This is a genomic window from Arsukibacterium tuosuense, from assembly GCF_900215315.1.
GTDB lineage: Bacteria > Pseudomonadota > Gammaproteobacteria > Enterobacterales > Alteromonadaceae > Alishewanella > Alishewanella tuosuense.
Genome location: NZ_OBEB01000003.1, coordinates 163,446 through 181,305 on the forward strand (window position 1 = coordinate 163,446; position 17,860 = coordinate 181,305).

At 48.7% G+C, this 17,860-nt stretch carries 16 protein-coding genes and 1 tRNA gene; 8 read left to right on the plus strand and 9 right to left on the minus strand.

Translation table 11 applies throughout. The features are described 5' to 3' along the window. Window positions 1-33: 33 nt before the first annotated feature. Window positions 34-915 carry an alpha/beta fold hydrolase gene (locus CRO03_RS07625; protein WP_097111038.1) on the plus strand — a complete coding sequence of 294 codons (882 nt, stop codon included), beginning with the start codon at window positions 34-36 and terminating at the stop codon, window positions 913-915. Between the two features lie 64 nt (window positions 916-979). Beyond that, window positions 980-2,083 carry an META domain-containing protein gene (locus tag CRO03_RS07630; RefSeq protein WP_097111272.1) on the plus strand — a complete coding sequence of 368 codons (1,104 nt, stop codon included), beginning with the start codon at window positions 980-982 and terminating at the stop codon, window positions 2,081-2,083. 158 nt (window positions 2,084-2,241) lie between these two features. Here CRO03_RS07630 and rplT read toward each other — a convergent pair whose 3' ends face one another. From rplT to CRO03_RS07660, 6 genes are all read right to left on the minus strand, one after another. Then, window positions 2,242-2,598, minus strand: a complete 357-nt coding sequence (gene rplT / locus CRO03_RS07635; RefSeq protein WP_019676566.1) for a 50S ribosomal protein L20 — start codon at window positions 2,596-2,598, stop codon at window positions 2,242-2,244. A 16-nt stretch (window positions 2,599-2,614) separates the two neighbouring features. Beyond that, window positions 2,615-2,812, minus strand: coding sequence for a 50S ribosomal protein L35 (gene rpmI, locus CRO03_RS07640; protein ID WP_027672243.1), 198 nt, complete (start codon window positions 2,810-2,812; stop codon window positions 2,615-2,617). A gap of 91 nt (window positions 2,813-2,903) precedes the next feature. Next, the gene (infC, locus tag CRO03_RS07645; protein WP_026349420.1) at window positions 2,904-3,446 is read right to left on the minus strand and encodes a translation initiation factor IF-3; all 543 of its coding nucleotides are present in this window, start codon (window positions 3,444-3,446) and stop codon (window positions 2,904-2,906) included. 41 nt (window positions 3,447-3,487) lie between these two features. Beyond that, window positions 3,488-5,398: a threonine--tRNA ligase gene (gene thrS / locus CRO03_RS07650; protein ID WP_097111039.1), complete on the minus strand. Its 1,911-nt coding sequence runs from the start codon at window positions 5,396-5,398 to the stop codon at window positions 3,488-3,490. A 185-nt stretch (window positions 5,399-5,583) separates the two neighbouring features. Next, window positions 5,584-6,108 carry a DUF6436 domain-containing protein gene (locus tag CRO03_RS07655; RefSeq protein ID WP_097111040.1) on the minus strand — a complete coding sequence of 175 codons (525 nt, stop codon included), beginning with the start codon at window positions 6,106-6,108 and terminating at the stop codon, window positions 5,584-5,586. 8 nt (window positions 6,109-6,116) lie between these two features. Beyond that, a complete protein-coding gene (locus CRO03_RS07660) occupies window positions 6,117-7,610 on the minus strand; it encodes a methyl-accepting chemotaxis protein (protein WP_245861524.1) in 1,494 nt (497 codons plus the stop codon). A 172-nt stretch (window positions 7,611-7,782) separates the two neighbouring features. Here CRO03_RS07660 and CRO03_RS07665 point away from each other — a divergent pair, with 172 nt between their 5' ends. Genes CRO03_RS07665 through CRO03_RS07675 form a run of 3 tightly spaced genes read left to right on the plus strand, consistent with a single transcriptional unit; the run spans window position 7,783 to window position 9,620 of the window. Then, on the plus strand, window positions 7,783-8,643 hold the full coding sequence (locus CRO03_RS07665; protein ID WP_097111041.1) for a fructosamine kinase family protein: 861 nt from the start codon (window positions 7,783-7,785) through the stop codon (window positions 8,641-8,643). Between the two features lie 8 nt (window positions 8,644-8,651). After that, a complete protein-coding gene (locus CRO03_RS07670) occupies window positions 8,652-9,404 on the plus strand; it encodes a pteridine reductase (protein ID WP_097111042.1) in 753 nt (250 codons plus the stop codon). Between the two features lie 15 nt (window positions 9,405-9,419). Next, a complete protein-coding gene (locus tag CRO03_RS07675; RefSeq protein ID WP_097111043.1) occupies window positions 9,420-9,620 on the plus strand; it encodes a CPXCG motif-containing cysteine-rich protein in 201 nt (66 codons plus the stop codon). A gap of 24 nt (window positions 9,621-9,644) precedes the next feature. Here the strand turns inward: CRO03_RS07675 and CRO03_RS07680 are convergent, their stop codons facing one another. Next, a complete protein-coding gene (locus CRO03_RS07680) occupies window positions 9,645-10,271 on the minus strand; it encodes a riboflavin synthase subunit alpha (RefSeq protein ID WP_097111044.1) in 627 nt (208 codons plus the stop codon). Between the two features lie 56 nt (window positions 10,272-10,327). Between CRO03_RS07680 and CRO03_RS07685 the strand changes: the two genes are divergently transcribed. Both CRO03_RS07685 and CRO03_RS07690 read left to right on the plus strand, forming a co-directional pair. Next, complete coding sequence (locus CRO03_RS07685) at window positions 10,328-11,737, plus strand: MATE family efflux transporter (protein ID WP_097111045.1); 1,410 nt, start codon at window positions 10,328-10,330, stop codon at window positions 11,735-11,737. After that, window positions 11,673-12,707, plus strand: coding sequence for a DUF3080 family protein (locus tag CRO03_RS07690; protein WP_245861526.1), 1,035 nt, complete (start codon window positions 11,673-11,675; stop codon window positions 12,705-12,707). Before CRO03_RS07685 ends, CRO03_RS07690 begins: the two co-directional genes overlap by 65 nt. A 16-nt stretch (window positions 12,708-12,723) precedes the next feature. Here CRO03_RS07690 and CRO03_RS07695 read toward each other — a convergent pair whose 3' ends face one another. Further along, window positions 12,724-15,588, minus strand: coding sequence for a prolyl oligopeptidase family serine peptidase (locus tag CRO03_RS07695; RefSeq protein WP_097111047.1), 2,865 nt, complete (start codon window positions 15,586-15,588; stop codon window positions 12,724-12,726). 275 nt (window positions 15,589-15,863) lie between these two features. On the opposite strand from CRO03_RS07695, the gene CRO03_RS07700 reads away from it, so the two are divergent. Continuing rightward, window positions 15,864-15,940: transfer RNA gene (locus tag CRO03_RS07700), tRNA-Val, on the plus strand. A gap of 102 nt (window positions 15,941-16,042) precedes the next feature. Here CRO03_RS07700 and CRO03_RS07705 read toward each other — a convergent pair. Beyond that, window positions 16,043-17,839 (minus strand): alpha/beta hydrolase family protein, encoded by a 1,797-nt coding sequence (locus CRO03_RS07705; RefSeq protein WP_097111048.1) that lies wholly within the window; start codon window positions 17,837-17,839, stop codon window positions 16,043-16,045. Window positions 17,840-17,860: the final 21 nt, after the last annotated feature.

The following is a 17,860-nucleotide window of genomic DNA, read 5'->3' on the forward strand; positions in this document are numbered from 1 at the left end:
TTTGGTGCCATTTTACGTTAGCGGACAGCTATTTTGGATTTAATACCCTGGCATTACCCTACACACTATGGTTTTACTTTACGCGGTTATCACACCACACCAAGCGGTAAACCTGTGCTACATATGCTGCATGGCAACGGCTTTTGCAGCCGCACTTACCTGCCCCTGCTGCAACATTTAAACCAACACTTTGACTTTTTCCTGTCTGACGCCCAGGGCCACGGCGACAGCGATCACGGCGGGCCGTTTTTAGGCTGGAATATCAGCGCCGATCTGGCTGAATCAGCGTTACTGGCACACCAGCACCTGTTCGCTGATCAGCCGGTTATTGGTGTAGGCCATAGTTTTGGTGGTGTGCTGACCGCACTCATTCATAGTAAAGCTGACAGCCCGTTTCAACAAACGATTCTGCTAGACCCGGTGTTGTTTACTCCCTCTATGCTGGCGCTAATGCGCTCACTGAATGGGGTGGGTCTGTACCGCAAAAACCCGATGGCTAAAGCGGCACTGCGCCGTCGTCAGCATTGGCCGGACAAAGACACCGCTCACAACTATCTTAACAACCGCGGCATGTTTAAAAACTGGCAACCTGAAGCGCTGGCTGCTTATATTGACCATGCTCTGGTAACGACTGAACAGGGTATTAAGCTGAAATGTAAACCGGAACGAGAGGCTGAGATTTTCAGCTCGTACCCCGATAAACTCTGGCGACAACTCAGCCAGCCCTGCCCGCCAACACTGATAATTTATGGTAAAAACAGTTATCCTTTTATCCGTAGCGCAGTTGAAAAATGGCAACGTCGCAATCCGGCAGTTCAGAGTATCCTAACAGACGGTGGACACTGCTTTATGCAGGAAAACCCTGCCGCCACTGCAAGGCTGATGCTGCAGCACTTAGACCTCAGTGCCGGGTAAAATTGGCGTTATAAATAGCGCAGCTTTACGTTATAATGCGCCAAAATGGAATCAGGGTATGCAGATGAGAAAGTCGTTATTACTAGTGGCACTGGTGTTGGCAGGTTGTAGCCAACTGCCTGCACCTGAACAGGTTTCGCCAGATAAAGTCAGGAGCCCCGAGCCTGCAGCACAACAAGTGCAGGAAGAGGTCGTGCCTGACAGTGATACTACCGAAGCAATCGCCACTAATTTTGAACAAATTTTTATTGATAGTGATATTAGTTTTACCGGCACCCTTCCCTGTGCTGATTGTCCGGGTATTCAGTACCATTTAAATCTTTATCGCGATGGCCGCTTTGAAGTTCGCCAGCAGTACCTGGAACGTGGTGATATCAATATTATTAAAGGGATCTGGTTGCTTGAAAAACGTAACCTGCATTTGGTTAACCAGCAGCATACCCTGCCAGCGTTCTATTTTTCCAACAACAACCAGCTTGCAATGCTTGATTTAGCAGGTAAGCCGATTAGCTCAGCGCTGAATTACCAGTTAAAACGCGAAACTGATTTTATTAAGCTCGATACCCGCCAGCCCATGCTGGGCTTGTATTTTCTAAATGATAATCAGGCTACTTTTACGTTATGCCAGTCTGGTGAAAGTCTGCCTGTCGCCAACACCCAACACCATCTACCCATGATGCGCCACTACCAGCAGGATGAACGATTCCGTAACAATGCCGTTATTGCTACCCTGGTGGGACGTAAACAGGACAATGCTCAGGGCGAAACTCAGTTACTGATAGAAAAATTTGAGCAGTTCTGGCCTAACGCGGTTTGTCCCGATCCCTATGCTCCCGGCCAAATCCAGGGCATTGTCTGGCGGGCAGAAAAACTGGCTGGTCGTTACCTGCCTCAACAACTGAATGTCAGAATGATTTTTGACTCCCAGGACCGGTTATACGGCTTTGCCGGTTGCAACAGCTTTAACGGCAGCTACAAGCACCAAGCTAACCGCCTGAACGTGGCAGGACTTGCCAGTACCCAGAAGTATTGCAGCAACAGCAGTGATGTTGAACAGCAGTTCACCAGCTCATTACAAGCTGCCGATAGGGCTGAAGTAAACGGCGATAAATTACAACTGTTTAAAGACAATAACCTGCTGATCGAATTTAAACCGGCGCTTAATTAAAACCCGGTAACACTGAACTAAAAAAACGGCTCTGAATTGAGCCGTTTTTTTATTGCTAGCGTTTACTCATGATTTTCAGGCAAAAAAATACCCTCAAACCAACGGTAGTGAGGGTATTTAAGCCACTGTCAGGTGGCTTCCGATGCTATCGGCTTATATCAGACTAAGGCTTCTTTTGCTTTAGATACTAAAGCAGTGAAAGCGGCTTTGTCGTATACAGCGATGTCGGCCAGGATCTTACGATCGATTTCAACAGAGGCTTTTTTCAGGCCTGCGATGAAACGGCTGTAAGATAAACCGTTCATCCGTGACGCTGCGTTAATACGCGCGATCCACAGTTGACGGAACTGACGCTTACGCTGACGACGGTCACGATAAGCATATTGACCGGCTTTAATAACGGCCTGGAAAGCAACACGATAAACACGACTGCGGGCACCGTAATAACCCTTAGCCTGGTTTAACACCTTCTTATGACGCGCGCGCGCCGTCACACCACGTTTTACTCTTGGCATTTCTGACTCCTGTTAATTATGCGTACGGCATGCAACGGACTAAGCCGGCAATGTCTACTTTAGCGACTAAGGTTTTTGGACCTAACTGACGCTTACGCTTAGAAGTCTTCTTCGTCAAAATGTGGCGAAGGTGTGATTGCTTACGTTTAAAGCTACCAGAAGCGGTTTTTTTGAAACGCTTCGCGGCACCTTTATTGGTTTTCATCTTTGGCATAGTATTTAAACTCGCATTGTTAAGTTACAACGAATAATAAGGCGTTAAAAAACTGCGGCAAGCCGCAGCTAAATAAACTTGAAGGCACTTATTACTTCTTATTTGGGGCCAGCATCATTATCATCTGACGACCTTCCACCCGTGAAGGGAAAGATTCGCAGATAGCGATATCAGACAAGTCCTCTTTGATTCGAGAAAGCATCTCAATACCGATTTCCTGATGCGCCATTTCACGACCACGATAGCGCAGCGTTACTTTAGCTTTGTCACCCTCTTCAATGAAGCGACGCAGGTTGCGTAGTTTTACCTGGTAATCGCCTTCGTCAGTTCCAGGCCGGAATTTTATTTCCTTAATCTGGATCTGTTTTTGCTTCTTCTTCTGCTCTTTAAGAGCTTTACTCTTTTCGAACAGGAACTTACCGTAGTCCATCAACTTACAAACTGGTGGTTCGGCTGTCGGGCTGATCTCAACTAAATCATTGCCACTGTCTTCGGCCAGTTTAATGGCTTCAGCAATACTTACTACACCCAGTTGCTCACCTTCGACGCCAATTAACCGCACTTCCGGCAGGTTAATTTCTTCGTTGATCCTGTTAGGACGGTTTGCAGGTAATGTTTTCTTTCCTACTTTAATAGTATGTTCCTCCGAAAAATTATTCTTATACGCTTACTGGCTTAAACCCGGGTTTTAATTTCAGTTGTCAGCTTTTCTACAAAAGCAGCCACCGACATTTTTCCGAGGTCTTCACCTTTACGCGTTCTTAAGGCGATATCGCCCGCTTCCATCTCTTTATCGCCTACGACAACAAGATACGGAATACGCTTAAGCGTGTGCTCGCGGATTTTAAAGCCTATCTTCTCATTTCTCAAGTCACTAATGGCTCTAATACCGTGAGATTTGAAAGTTTTTACTAAATTTTGCACATATTCGGCCTGATTATCGGTAATATTCATTACCACCACCTGAGTTGGGGCTAACCAGGCTGGAAAAAGACCCGCGTATTCTTCGATCAAAATACCGATAAAACGCTCAAGCGATCCCAGAATTGCCCGGTGAATCATCACCGGTACCAACTTTTCACCGCCTTCAGAAACAAAAGTGGCACCTAAGCGACCCGGCAGAGCAAAATCTAACTGTATAGTGCCGCATTGCCAGGCACGGTTTAAACAATCGTGCAGGGTAAATTCAATTTTCGGACCATAAAACGCGCCTTCACCCGGCTGTAAATCATAGTCAATTTTGTTACTTTTCAGTGCTTCAATCAGGCCCTGCTCGGCTTTATCCCAGCTTTCATCGGAACCGATGCGCTGCGCTGGCCGGGTAGACAACTTAACTTTAACGTCTTTAAAGCCAAAAGTGCTGTAAACATCAAATACCATCTGAATACATTTGGTGACTTCAGCCTGCACCTGATCTTCAGTACAGAAGATGTGGGCGTCGTCCTGGGTAAAGCCGCGCACCCGCATTAAACCATGTAAGCCACCTGATGGCTCATTGCGATGACAACAGCCAAATTCAGCCATCCGCAGCGGCAAATCGCGGTACGATTTTAAACCCTGGTTAAATATCTGGACGTGACCCGGGCAGTTCATTGGTTTAATGGCGTACTCACGGTGCTCAGACTGGGTGGTAAACATGTTTTCGGCATATTTTTCCCAGTGGCCTGATTTCTCCCACAACACCCGGTCCATCATCAATGGGCCTTTAACTTCGTCGTAATCGTATTCGCCCAGCTTTTCCCGGACATAACTTTCCAGCTCGCGGAAAATAGTCCAGCCATCGTTGTGCCAGAACACCATGCCGGGGGCTTCTTCCTGCCAGTGAAATAAACCCAGCGCCTTACCAATTTTGCGGTGGTCACGCTTTTCAGCTTCTTCTAGCTGTAGTAAGTACGCCGCTAATTGCTTTTTATCTGCCCAGGCAGTGCCATACACCCGCTGCAGCATTTTGTTTTTCGAGTCGCCACGCCAGTAGGCGCCGGCCACTTTCATAATCTTAAAGTGTTGGCAAAACCGCATATTTGGCACGTGCGGGCCACGGCACATATCAATATATTCTTCATGATGATACAGACCAGGCTGGTCATCACGAGCCACGTTCTGCTCCAGAATTTCCATCTTGTAGCTTTCGCCACGGGCTTTAAAGGTATCAAAGGCCTCCTGCCAGCTGACCTTACGCTTGACAACGTCGTACTCGGTCTTGGCAAGCTTCTGCATCCGCGCTTCCAGCTCTGCCAAGTCATCGCTGCTGATAGGCTGGTCGATATCAACGTCATAGTAGAAGCCGTTTTCAATTACCGGGCCTATGGCCATTTTCACGTTTGGCCACATTTGCTTAATGGCATGACCCAATAAGTGGGCGCAGGAGTGGCGGATAATGTCCAGACCGTCCTGGTCTTTGCTGGTAATAATGCTTAACGTTGAATCAGTAGTAATAGGATCACAGGCATCCACTAACTGACCATTCACCTTGCCGGCAATAGTGGCTTTCGCTAAACCGGGGCCAATATCTTTGGCAACATCCATAACAGATACAGCAGAATCAAAAGCGCGCTGGCTGCCATCAGGCAGAGTAATAACTGGCATGATTTATCCTTTTACAGTGGTGGCCCACACCAAGGGTCACTTGTTTAATAATGAGAGTACTTGCTGCGCCTGCATCGACAGTTAATGGCTTACACCAAAAGTCATTTGTCAACGCGTGTGGCCCGCAAATAAAAATAGCGGTGCTATAGTAACATCCGGCGTCTGACTTGACTACTATGCTCTGCTTACTCTTCATCCTGCAAGCAGCGGCACGCTTTAGCCTCGCCATTAAGCCAAAGACCGGGTAGCCGTATTTCCTGTCGTAAAATAGGTGCTATTAAACTGTCAGCAACAGAGCACAGCGGGCCTGTGGCATAGGGTCCGGCATAAATTAAGTGCCCGTTATTAAAAATCAGCACAGCCGGGCTTGCGGGCAGTACGAAACCCGCGGCAGCGATGTCAGCTAATTGGCGCCGATATTGCGCCGGTTCAGGCACCTGATAATCGCCCGCAAACAACGCTATATGCTCCTCAACCCTACTATTACAGATACAATTTGGCTGCTGCACATGCACAACCTGAATACCCGGGCTCACGTCGACATTAAGTTCCGTCAGGTTAAATTCGGTGACAACAGATTGCTGCCAGTCGCTATCGCCGCCAAACTGACCATAATGTTGATTCCCAAAATAAAACAACCCAGCACTAGCAAGCACAACCCAGACAACAAATAGTGGCAGCAACAACATCACCCGTTGTTGGTTTGTCATCACAGCAGTTAAACGCGGAATTTTGCAGACTCTCGAGTCAGTGCCACCGTAATTTTTTCCAAACTATCAGCACTCTGTAACACTTTAATACCTAGCGCATTCTGCTCTGATGTCATTTGATTAAGCTGCTGCACACTTTGCGCAACCTCGTTACTGGACGCGCTTTGCTGCTGCAGGGAGTTGGCCATGGTATCGGAAGAATCAGCAACCTGTCTGGCCTGCTCCAGAATAGTTTGCAACAGCTGGCCACTTTGTTCGGCATGCTGACGGGTGTCTTCCAGTTGCTCAACACTGCGTTTGACCTCAGTAACCGACTGAGCACTGTTTTCTACCAGGCGTTCAATCAACTGTTTAATTTCATCTGTCGAGCCCCGGGTGCGCGATGCGAGGGTACGCACTTCATCAGCAACCACAGCAAAACCGCGGCCCTGCTCTCCCGCCCTGGCAGCTTCTATCGCCGCGTTAAGTGCTAATAAGTTGGTTTGCTCAGCAATAGATTGAATCACATCCAGCACTTTGCGAATGTCTACGGTAGCACTGGCCACGTCATTTACCTTGCGGCCGGTATCACTTAACTGACTTGCCAGTTGCTGGACCGAATTAATAGTATTAATTACGGAGGCTTTGCCCTCGTCTGCCGCTGTCTCAGCTGATTTTGCGTATTGCAGCACCTGCTGCGATAAATTAAATACATCCTGAATACTATGCGACATTTGCTCAGTAGCCGCGGCTATCCGCTCAACTTCGTTCATTTCGTTGCGCATACTTAGCGCCAGCGCGTCACCCTCTTCCCTTAAAGTACCTGACTCGTTTTTTAATGTTACAGACTGTTGTTCAATGGTAGTCAGCGTTTTATGCAAAGTATCAAACACTGCATTAAAGTTGTTAATCACCTGCGAATCTATATCAGGACATCGATGAGTCAGTTCGACCTTGCCGTCACTGGTTAGCAACTGCTCGGTGGCATCAAATAAGCTCTGGCCAACAGTAGCCTCCCGGTAGCTTTGCCTTGAAATCAGGACTAACACCACTGCCTCCACAACCACAAAAGCAGCATGCACCATAATAATGCCCAACGACAAGCTCTGTGGCGGTACTAAAAATACCCCGGCCCCCTGCATTTGCAACCACATAAATAACAGGTGATGTACGGCAATCGTGCCTGCTGCAGCCAGAATGACCAGATAATCCCGAAAGGAAATTAAAATAGCCAGCAGTACAAAAATGCCAAAGTGCATCTCCAGCATACCGGCCGCCTGATGGATATGCAGTGCCGCAAAAAACATAAAACTGACACCAAAGCTTATCCGGGCCAGCGGATGATCACCCAGCACCCTGTAAAACACTATGGGTAACAAGGCACCGGGCAAGCCTATTAGTAGCGCAGGTAGCCAGGTGCTGTGCCAACTAGCCAACGCTAATGCCAAGAAAAACAGTGCGAGATTAACCGCACTCATAATGGTATAGGCTTGAGCACGAAAACGAGGGGTAACAATAACCATGTAAACTCCTGGCGGCAGTATATTAACGTCAATATGATAGTTAACGTTACTGACAACTTTAGCAATCACTTTAGACAAAAATTTGTTTTACGTCATAAAAAGCGGTTTTCGATCAGTGATCTTTCTGGTTTATCAGCCATACTAAAATCACGACGGTACAGGGAGAAACCCGATGTGGCAGGCGATTGCTGATAATATCAACAGTGAATTGGATACTGACTTCAGAGTTGAAGATAAAACGCAGCTTACGGGTGGCGATATTAATCTGGCGTTTAAAATCAGTGGTGGTGGCCGCGACTTTTTCGTCAAGCTTAACCAACGCGAGCAGCTGGAGCAATTTGAAACTGAAGCTTTGGGATTAAGAACGCTGCGCCAGCATCACTGTATCAGAGTGCCCAACGTTATTTGCTATGGCCAGACCATTGATAAAGCCTTTCTGGTGTTGGAGTATCTGCCACTGGTAAAAGAAAGTGGCACTGGCTGGCAACAGCTGGGGCAGCAACTGGCACTGCTGCATCAACAGCATGAACAGGCGATGTTCGGCTTTGACTGGGATAATGCTATTGGCCGCACCCCGCAGCCGAACAAATGGCAAAGCAACTGGAGCAGCTTTTTTTCAGAGCAGCGGCTGGGCTGGCAACTGCAATTATTGCAGGAGCAAAGCTTTGGTTTTGGCAATATCGATTATCTGGTAGAGCAATGCCGGCAGCGCCTGGCACATCACCAACCGGCGCCCAGTTTATTGCACGGCGATCTATGGCGGGGCAATGTTGGCTTTATTGCCGGCTCACCGGTTATTTACGACCCCGCCTGTTACTATGGCGATCAGGAAACCGATGTCGCTTTCAGTAGCTTGTTTGGCCGCTTTCCAGAGGCCTTTTACCAAAGCTATCAGCAATTTAATAAATTGCCTGATGGCTTCGAACAACGCAAAGATCTTTATAATTTATATCATGTTCTTAATCACGCATATTTGTTTCGCGGCAGTTTTCTGATACAAGCACAGGAGATGATTAAACAGCAATTTTATTAGGATCTCTTATGTCCAGCTCCGACAGCCCGGTAGCGCTGGTTACCGGCAGTGCCAAACGGTTAGGCAAACAAATTATCTGCAAACTACACCAGGCTGGTTATCGGGTTATCATCCACTATCATCAATCAGCAACGGACGCTAACAGCCTGGCTGACAGCCTGAACGGGCAGCGGCCAGATAGCGCTGCAACTCTGCAGGCAAACCTACTGGATAATCAACAAGTTGAACAACTGGCAAGTCAAGCACAGGCTTGTTTTAACCGGTTGGACGTACTGGTTAATAATGCTTCCAGCTTTTATCCCACGCCACTTGGCAGCGCCACTCTGGATAACTGGGATGATTTATTTGGCAGTAATGTTAAAGCACCTTACTTTCTGAGCAAAGCATTGGCGCCGGCGCTGGCGGCCAGAAATGGCTGTATTATCAATATGGTCGATATACATGCACAGCAGCCATTACAAGACCATAGTATTTACTGTATGGCCAAAGCAGCATTATTAATGATGACAAAATCGCTGGCCCGGGAATTAGCGCCTACAATAAGAGTTAACGGTATAGCACCGGGCGCCATTTTGTGGCCCAGCCAGCAACTGGCAGAGGCGGATAAAGCGGCCATTTTGCAGCAAATTCCACTGCAACGAACCGGTACCCCGGAGGACATCGCCAATACCGTGTTGTTTTTGCTGCAATCGCCCTATATCAGTGGCCAGATCATCGCCGTTGATGGTGGCCGCAGCCTGGGAGCAGCCCAAAAAGCCTGAGCGCAAGGAGACAGTATGAGTATGCTAAATAAGACCATCAGTTGTCCGTTTTGCGGCCATCCGGTGCATATGGATATTGAAGTCACAGATGATGATCAGGATTACATTGAGGATTGCAGCAATTGCTGCAATCCGATTCACTTAAAAGTACATAAAGATATTCAGCATCATAGTGTGCAAATTTTTGTGGATGCTGATGACGAGCAGTATTACTAGGGCCTGATTATCAGGGCGTGCTGGTTACTGCTCAGTGCTAAAGCGCTGTGCCATTACCCGCTCTACTGTTTTAATAATGGTCAGGGTTTGCTGATCCAGCTCGATATTCAGGATATCGCCCTCGCGCTTATCGCCAAGGGTGGTGATCGCCAGGGTTTCAGGAATCAGATACAGGTTAAAGCCGCTATCTGTCACCTCGCCCACGGTTAAACTGCAGCCTTCTACCGCAATAAAACCCTTGGCCAGAATGTAAGGCAAAAAGCTTTTGTCCAGACTGAGCGCCATACTGACCTTATGCTGGTCACGCGATAATCTGGCTAACGTTGCGGTGGTCTGTACATGGCCAGACACAATATGGCCGCCCAGTTCACTGCCAAAGGTCAGGGAACGTTCCAGATTAACTTTACTGCCCACATCCAGTTTACCCAGGTTCGTTTTATCCAGCGTTTCTGCAATTACATCAAAACTTACCCAGCCAGCGGCGCTGTCAAAGGCTGTTACGGTTAAGCATACGCCGTTTATCGCAATACTGGCGCCACGCTCCAGCGCCTGTAAATTAGTTGGTGCTATACTTAATGTCAGGCGGCGTAGCTGCCCTTCGTCGCGAATTTCGCGCACTTGCGCGGTTGTCTGAACTATTCCGGTAAACATAAAACCTCAATTGTGCTAAATTGCGCGCCATTACTGGCCAACCCGAACGATGGCGCATGGTACCCTTTTCCCGCTTTGAAGCCAAAACTCTGTTAAAGCTGACCGGCCCTATTATGCTGGCGCAGTTAACCCAGACCATGATGTATTTTGTCGATACGGTAATGGCCGGCCGCTTCAGTGCTACCGATATGGCGGCGCTGGCGGTAGCCTCTGGCCTGTGGTTACCTGTGGTATTAACCTTACAAGGCCTGCTGCTGGCACTTACCCCTATTGTCGCCCAGTACTATGGCAGCAAGCAGACTGAACCGGTCAGTCATTTTACCCTGCAAAGCCTGTATCTGGGAATGCTGCTGGCCGGCTTATTATTTGTCCTGATGCTGTTTGCCGACATTCCGATTGGCATGCTTAATATGCAGGACGAACTGCGCGATAAAACCCTGCAATACCTTTACTATGTCAGTTGGGGACTGTTTCCGGCCGCCGGCTATATTGTGATCCGCAATTTATTTGAAGGTATTGGTAATACCAAAGCCAGTATGTGGATCAGTTTTGTCGGTATTCTGGTAAATATTCCGGCCAACTATATTTTTATCTACGGTAAATTAGGTATGCCGGCATTGGGCGGCGCCGGCTGTGGTATTGCCACCAGCCTGGTATTTTTAGCGATGTTTGGCGCCATGCTGATCTACGGCTGGTACAGCCGCACTACCCGGCCCTACCGGCACTGGCCTAAACAGCTTAGCGCTAACCTGAAAGACATCTGGTATATCGTTTGCCTCGGCACACCCATTGCATTTTCTATCTTCTTCGAGGTAACCCTGTTTGCCTGTATTCCACTGGCCATAGTGCACCTTGGGCCGATAGTGGTCGCCGGCCATCAGGTCGCCAATAACTACAGTGCGCTGGTGTTTATGCTGCCGCTAAGTTTTGGTTTAGCCACCACCATCCGGGTGGGCCATTTGGTCGGCCAGCAAAATAATAAAGAGCTGAAAAAAGCCATTATTACCGCGCTTTGTATGGCGATATTTATGTCGTTTTTTATTGCCTGCTTTACCTTTTTTATGCGCACTTATGTCGCTTCGTTGTATTCGACCAATCCGGCTGTTATTGCCATGGCCAGCTCGCTGCTGATCCTGGCCTGTTTTTACCAGTTATCCGACGCTATTCAGGTCGTGTCCGCCTGCGCCCTGCGCGGCATGAAAATTACTAAACCGGTGTTTTACATTACCCTGTTCGCTTACTGGCCAATCGGTTTTGGCCTGGGCGCCGTATTAGGCTTAACTGACTGGCTGGTACAGCCAATGGGTGCCCATGGTTTCTGGGTCGGTATTATTATTGGCCTGAGTACGGCCGCCATTATGCTGGCACTGATATTACGCAAACATATAAAGAGAATTGATAATGAAATTCAGCATGCTGCTGAGCATAGTACCAAGCATAGCTCTAAGCATAGTCCTGCTGGCTAGCCTTGCAGGCTGCAGCAAGCCTGACAGCCAGGCCAAATTAACCGATTATCAACAGCGCCTTACCCGGGTATTAGAACTGGATGAGCTAACCGTAAAGGTTGAGCCTGTGCCTGTTCTACCGCGGCCAAGTAAGCTAAGGCAACCCCTGCCCGACATCCGGCTTGATTTACGGGATGCCTGGGCCAGCCGTGAATGTGGTTTGGATCAGCTAATTGGTGAGCGCAACAGTGGCCTGGGTCGGGTGTTTCAACCCAGTATGCAGCTAAATTATGAACTACGGTTGCTGGCGCGGTTACAACAGTGTCAGCAGCAAGACATCAGCCCGGAATTGCAGCAGCAAGTCGCCAACTGGCTGGCTGAAAAGCAACAAAGCGTAACGGTTGCACTGAATAACATGCTGCTGGCCGATGATACCCTGAGCCAGCAATGGCAAGGCAGTAAACAGCAGTTAATTGCCACGGAAAGCACCGGCTTTGTAGAAAGCAGCAGCGCCCTTAACAACCTGCTTGGTTTGACCGAACTCGTCAATCAGCAACAGTGGCAACAAGCGGCAGAAGTCGATATTGAGCAAAGTCTCGCCAGCCTGTATCAGCACGATTTTCCGGGTAAGCTGCAACACAGCCTGCGCTACAGTGCAGCCTGGTTCAGCCAGCTTAACCCGCAATTACTGGCGATAGCGCCGGAGAGCTTGTGCCCACGCGGCCAGAACACCGGGCAGCTCGGTATTTTAACCACGGTATTTCGTAAGTTTTTTATCGGTGAGGTGCAGGCACACTTAGCTGAGCTACGCCGCTACCAAAATGACCTCTGGCCGCTAATTGCCCAATTGTACCGCGATACCCCGCTTTACCCGGCGCTGCAGCAGCGTTACCAGCAACCTGCGGAGCAACTGCAGCAGCAATTAATGCTGCATGTGCAGTGGTGGCAGCAATTAAACAAAGCGTGCCCGGTTGGTCTTACACCGGGCTAGTGCTCTACCTGTAATCTTACTTTTCATATTGCTGGTACGGCACGCCCTGGGCCCACCACTCTGGTGCTGGCGCTCCTTTCAAATAATGGTCAAAAAATTCGCGCATTTTAATGCTGTAATCCAGTTTATTAGCATAGCGCTGCAAATGATGCGGCTCGCCTTCATAATGCAACATCACCACCTCTTTGCCTAAGCGGCGCAATGCCAGATAGTACTCAATACCCTGCTCCCACGGCACTGCGCCATCGTCATCGCCAAACTGGATCAGCATAGGCGTATTAATTTTATCAGCAAAAAATACCGGTGAATTATCGATATAGGGTTTGAGGTTTTCATACATCGACTGGCCAATCCGGCTCTGGCCGGTTTCATATTGAAACTGCCGTGCCAGGCCGGTTTGCCAGCGAATACCACTGTAGGCACTGGTCATATTGGCGACCGGCGCACCTGATACTGCAGCGGCAAACATATCGGTTTCTGTTACCACAAAAGCCGTCTGATAACCTGACCAGCTATGGCCATGCAAGCCAATGGCTTTTGGATCGGCAACGCCCATATCAATTAACTTTTGCAAGCCAGGTACCAGCGATTCAGTCGCGCTGGGCCCGGGCGCAGCCGGCCTGAAATGAATATCCGGCAGGAACACCAGGTAATCCTGGCCCAGGTAATACGGGAAGTTGGGCCGGTGGTTTACTTTCATCTGGTTGTAATGGTGCAGGCGCTGCGAGAACTTTTCATAGTAATACACCACTACCGGATACGGCTTGCTGGCGTCATAACCATCTGGCGTTAACAGTACGCCTTGTAATGGTTCACCGGTCGCACCTGTCCATTCAATTAAATGGCTGTCGCCCCAGATAAACTCTTCCTGCTGCGGGTTAAGTTCGGTCAGCTGCTGCCGCTCGCTAAAATCGGCACTGGCCAGCCACAGATCAGGAAACTGCCGAAAGCTTTGTTCAGTAAATAAATAGTGTGGCTGGTCCGGGCTGAACTCGTCCAGCGCTTCCACAAAGTCATAGCGTTTTTCGCCCTGCAGCAGCACGGTTAAATCAGTGTTAGTTAAATCTTTCTTTAAATTAAGCCGGGCAAAACCATATTGCTTGTTCGCGTCGTTATACATCCGTAGCAATTGTGGTCTATCCGGGTTTAGCCCCAGCGCTTCATCGGTTTTTTGCAAGCGATACTGTTGTTTAGCTGAACGGCCGCCAGTGAGCTTTTGCATGCTGCCAGTAAGGCCCAGCGCCCAGATATCAAACCTGTCATACACCAGCACAGCCGACTCATCAGCCAACCAACCGGCCACACCATAACTGGCGGCGGCCATTGGCCGGTCATTCTGCTCATCTACCCAGGAAACCGGCGCATCTGGTGCGAACGGCTGAGTGCTGCCACTGACACTATCGAATAACTGATACTGCTCTTGCTGCAGATAAATGACATAGCGGCCACTTGGCGACAAATGGGCCCGCTCGTGGCTGCGATTAGCGCTAAACACCTGCTGGCGCTGACCTGTGCGCAAATTAACATGCCAGATATCATGCAAGCGGCCGTTCCAGCTCATTTGGGTCAAATGCGGTTTACCACTGCTGATAAGCTGTGCCTCACTTTGTTCAGTTACAAGCAGCTGCTCTTCAACGTCGTTGCTTAACACCACCATTTCCAGACTATCCAGCCAGATCACAGCGGCTGCAGTGCGCTTTGCGGCCTGCTTATATTCGGCCTTTTGCTGGCTGTTAATCCGCTCATCGTTACCGTGCCATACCTGCAACCGCCTATCAGCCAGTAAGCGCGCTACGTCATACAGCTCAGCCTCGGTTTGCGGCGGTTCAACTTTAGCTGGCTTGTTGCCCCTATCCAGCCGGTGGCCGATAAACAACCGCTTGCCATCCTCGCTCCAGCGCGGCGTAGCATGTTCGCTTAGCAGCCAGCCGGGCCGGCTGGTATTCAGCTGCTGCGCCTGCTTAGTCGCAACTGACCATAACCAGAGTTGCTGCGCCGCTTCAGCCTGATTCGTCTCGGCCAGTGTTGCTTTGTCAGGGCCTGCCATCACCACTAACCGGTCACCATCAGGGTTAAACTTAAGCTGCTGTAGTTTATGTTCAGCATATTCCACTGCGGTATAGCTGGTAGCCGTGGCACTATCCCACACCTGCAGTTGCTGCTGCACCGGCTTATCGTTGCCCTTGTCATCATCAGCAGTTTGTTGCTGACTGATATAGGCCACCAAACTACCCTTTTCAGCCACGCTAAAATCAGTTACCTCTGCCAGCGTGTGTAAATCGCCGCTGACTAAATGCAGCGCCTGTAGTTGCTGACTGGTGGCTTTAGCATCACTTTTACGCTCAAGCAATAACGCATACTGGCCATCACCAGTAAACGCAAAGCGATCAATATTGGCAATCAGCTGGCTAGCGCCCGTTGCGGTATTCACCAATACCGCATTTTGTTCCAGTGCGTCACGTGCCTTTTTATCAGGCGCTTGCTCACGGGCTAACAAAGATGCCTGCTGGCGAAACAGGGCAAAACTACCATCAGTATTCAACTGGCCATTATCACCACGCTCTACACTAATTTGCTGGCCACTTTGCAAATTAACCACATAGCCGCTGCTGTCGCCAAAATCCGGCTCAGCGCTGTAAACCATCCATTGCTGGTTTTCACTAAGCTTGCGCTGGCTAATCTCCCGAAACTTCATAATGTCAGTCAGCTCAAGCGGCCGTAGCCCCTCGGTCGCGACAGTACTGGCAGCAATAGCCGCAGAAGTAACGGCAGGCTCAGGCGCCGTGCTTGTTAGCTGGCTACAGCCGACACTGGCAGCAACCAACAACATAACAGTGGTAAAGCGAAAACGACGGGCAAGCCCGCTGGCGGTTATTGGCATAAATTCCTCGAAAGCCTGTTTATGTTAAGTATTTTTCTGACAGGCAACACATCTTACGGTACGCCAAAGTTAACATATGCCAATCGCAATGTGTGCAGCCAGGCGCGTTGCGCCGGTCCGGATACGACCAAAACCGCCGTAATTGCGGTTAATTACCAGCTGACCGGCTAAAATTCAGCCAAACGTCGGCTGAAACACGAAAAACACTTGCCAACCAGCCAGCAGCGCAATAACATAGCCGCCGTTGTCAGCGCCAGGCTAACAACCCAACGTGTGCGTCCTTAGCTCAGCTGGTTAGAGCACTACCTTGACATGGTAGGGGTCGGTGGTTCGAGTCCACTAGGACGCACCAATAAATTCAAACAAAAACGCCGCTCAGTTTATTAAGCTTTGCGGCGTTTTTTTTAATGAATTTTATGACTCACCTATTCCAAAGCTGGCAGTAAAAGATGCTTTAAAAACGAGCGTTAATCCAAGCGGACATAAGCTTTAAAGCATCTGGTGAAAAGGTTTGCTCAATTTCTCTATATTCAGCCATGCTGCCGGTTTTTGCCTGTTGGAACATATGATTAAGCCTGGGGAGCTGCTTCACAGTGGCATCAACATGATCTGACAGAATTATCTTTAACCCCGCGAGGTTTTGCTCTGCGGGAACTTGCACGTCAAGTTCACCGTTTAGGGCCAATACAGGCAACGCCTTATCGGCAAAATACCGGGCTGGATCGTAACTCATAAAGTATCGGTACCACGCTGAGGTAACCGCCGCGACGAAGTCTGGTTTAGCAGTGTCTGGCGTGCCGAGAATGGCTAAACTTTCAGCTGATAATATCTCTGTAACAGTTTTAATTGCCGCCTCTTCGTTTGGCGACTTGCGCACGTTTTCCATAATCTGGCGTGAAATAGCCATCATTTTGTTTATTTTCTCTTCCGGTACATTTTGCAATCTGGCCATAGCTTCCTGTTGTGCCAGCATCAAATCTGGCGTTTTAACTCCAGGGCCAGCCAGTAACACAACAAAAGCTATTTTTTTATTAATATCAGCCGCTAAGGGAGCTATTAATCCTCCCTCACTGTGTCCAATCATGCCTATGGCATTGACATTAATATCTTTGCGGTTGGATAAATAGTTAAAGGCAGCATTGGCATCGCTGGCAAAGTCTAGTGAGGTGGCCGAATAATAATCACCAGTAGATTGTTCAATGCCGCGGTCATCATAGCGCAATACCGCTATACCATTGCGAGTCAGATAATCAGCTATTACAGCAAAGGGCTTATGCCCCATAAAGCTTTCATCTCTGTCTTGCGGCCCTGAGCCTGATATTAAAATAGCTGCAGCAAACGGGCCTTTGCCCTTAGGCAAGGTTAGCGTTCCCGCTAACTCAACGCCTGTTGCCTGGGTATTTTTGAATCTAACAGGCTTAGATTGATACGGCTGTTGGCCTGTTGGGTGTTGTGGTCGTTTAGGCACATGCTGACTACTTACAACGGCTAACTTGACAAATGTTAGCTGTCGACGAGGCTGGCCTTGCTGTACCCACTGACCTGAGAATTGACTAGCGGAGCCGGTAACAGTGCCCTTAAAGGTTACTTTTGCGGTAGGAATTAAAAAGGATATTTCGCCATTACTAAATGTCAGTGCAGAGATGGGTAAGCCAGTTACGCCTTCATCTGGTGAGTCAAGCACTGCTTTTGTTCCCATTTGATTAGACTCAATCCTAACGATTAAAGGATGACCTGATATTTCAGCTTGCCACTTTCCATTTAGCTCTGGGTAAATAGGATCTGCTTTAGGTTTACCCCGGGTAAAATTTAAGTCGAATGAACGGCCCTGGTTAAAGCGGCCTTGCCACTGCTGGGTTTGTTCATTCCACTCGCCGCTATAGCTAGCTGATATTTTTGGAATTTTAAAACTTAGCTGATTATCTTGAACACTGATATCACCAACCGCCATTTTTTTACCAGGCGCTTGGTCTATGCTATCAAGGCTTGCCTGCAAGTTACCTTCAACGTCACGTTCAACCGTTAACCAAAGTCTTAAGCTGGAGTTGGGTATTTGCAACTCGCCCATCCAGTCGCCAACGACATTATCAACAGCCGCAGAGGCATTAACTGTGTTTACTTGCTGTACTATTTTGTCTGCATAAGACGTGTTTGCTGTTGTTTCAGCACAACCAGTTAGTGAGCCAATAATTATCGTGGAAGCAAATATGGCAATACCCCATAAATAGCCGCTATAGTTTTTGCAATTCATGTTATTTCCTATGTATACGGT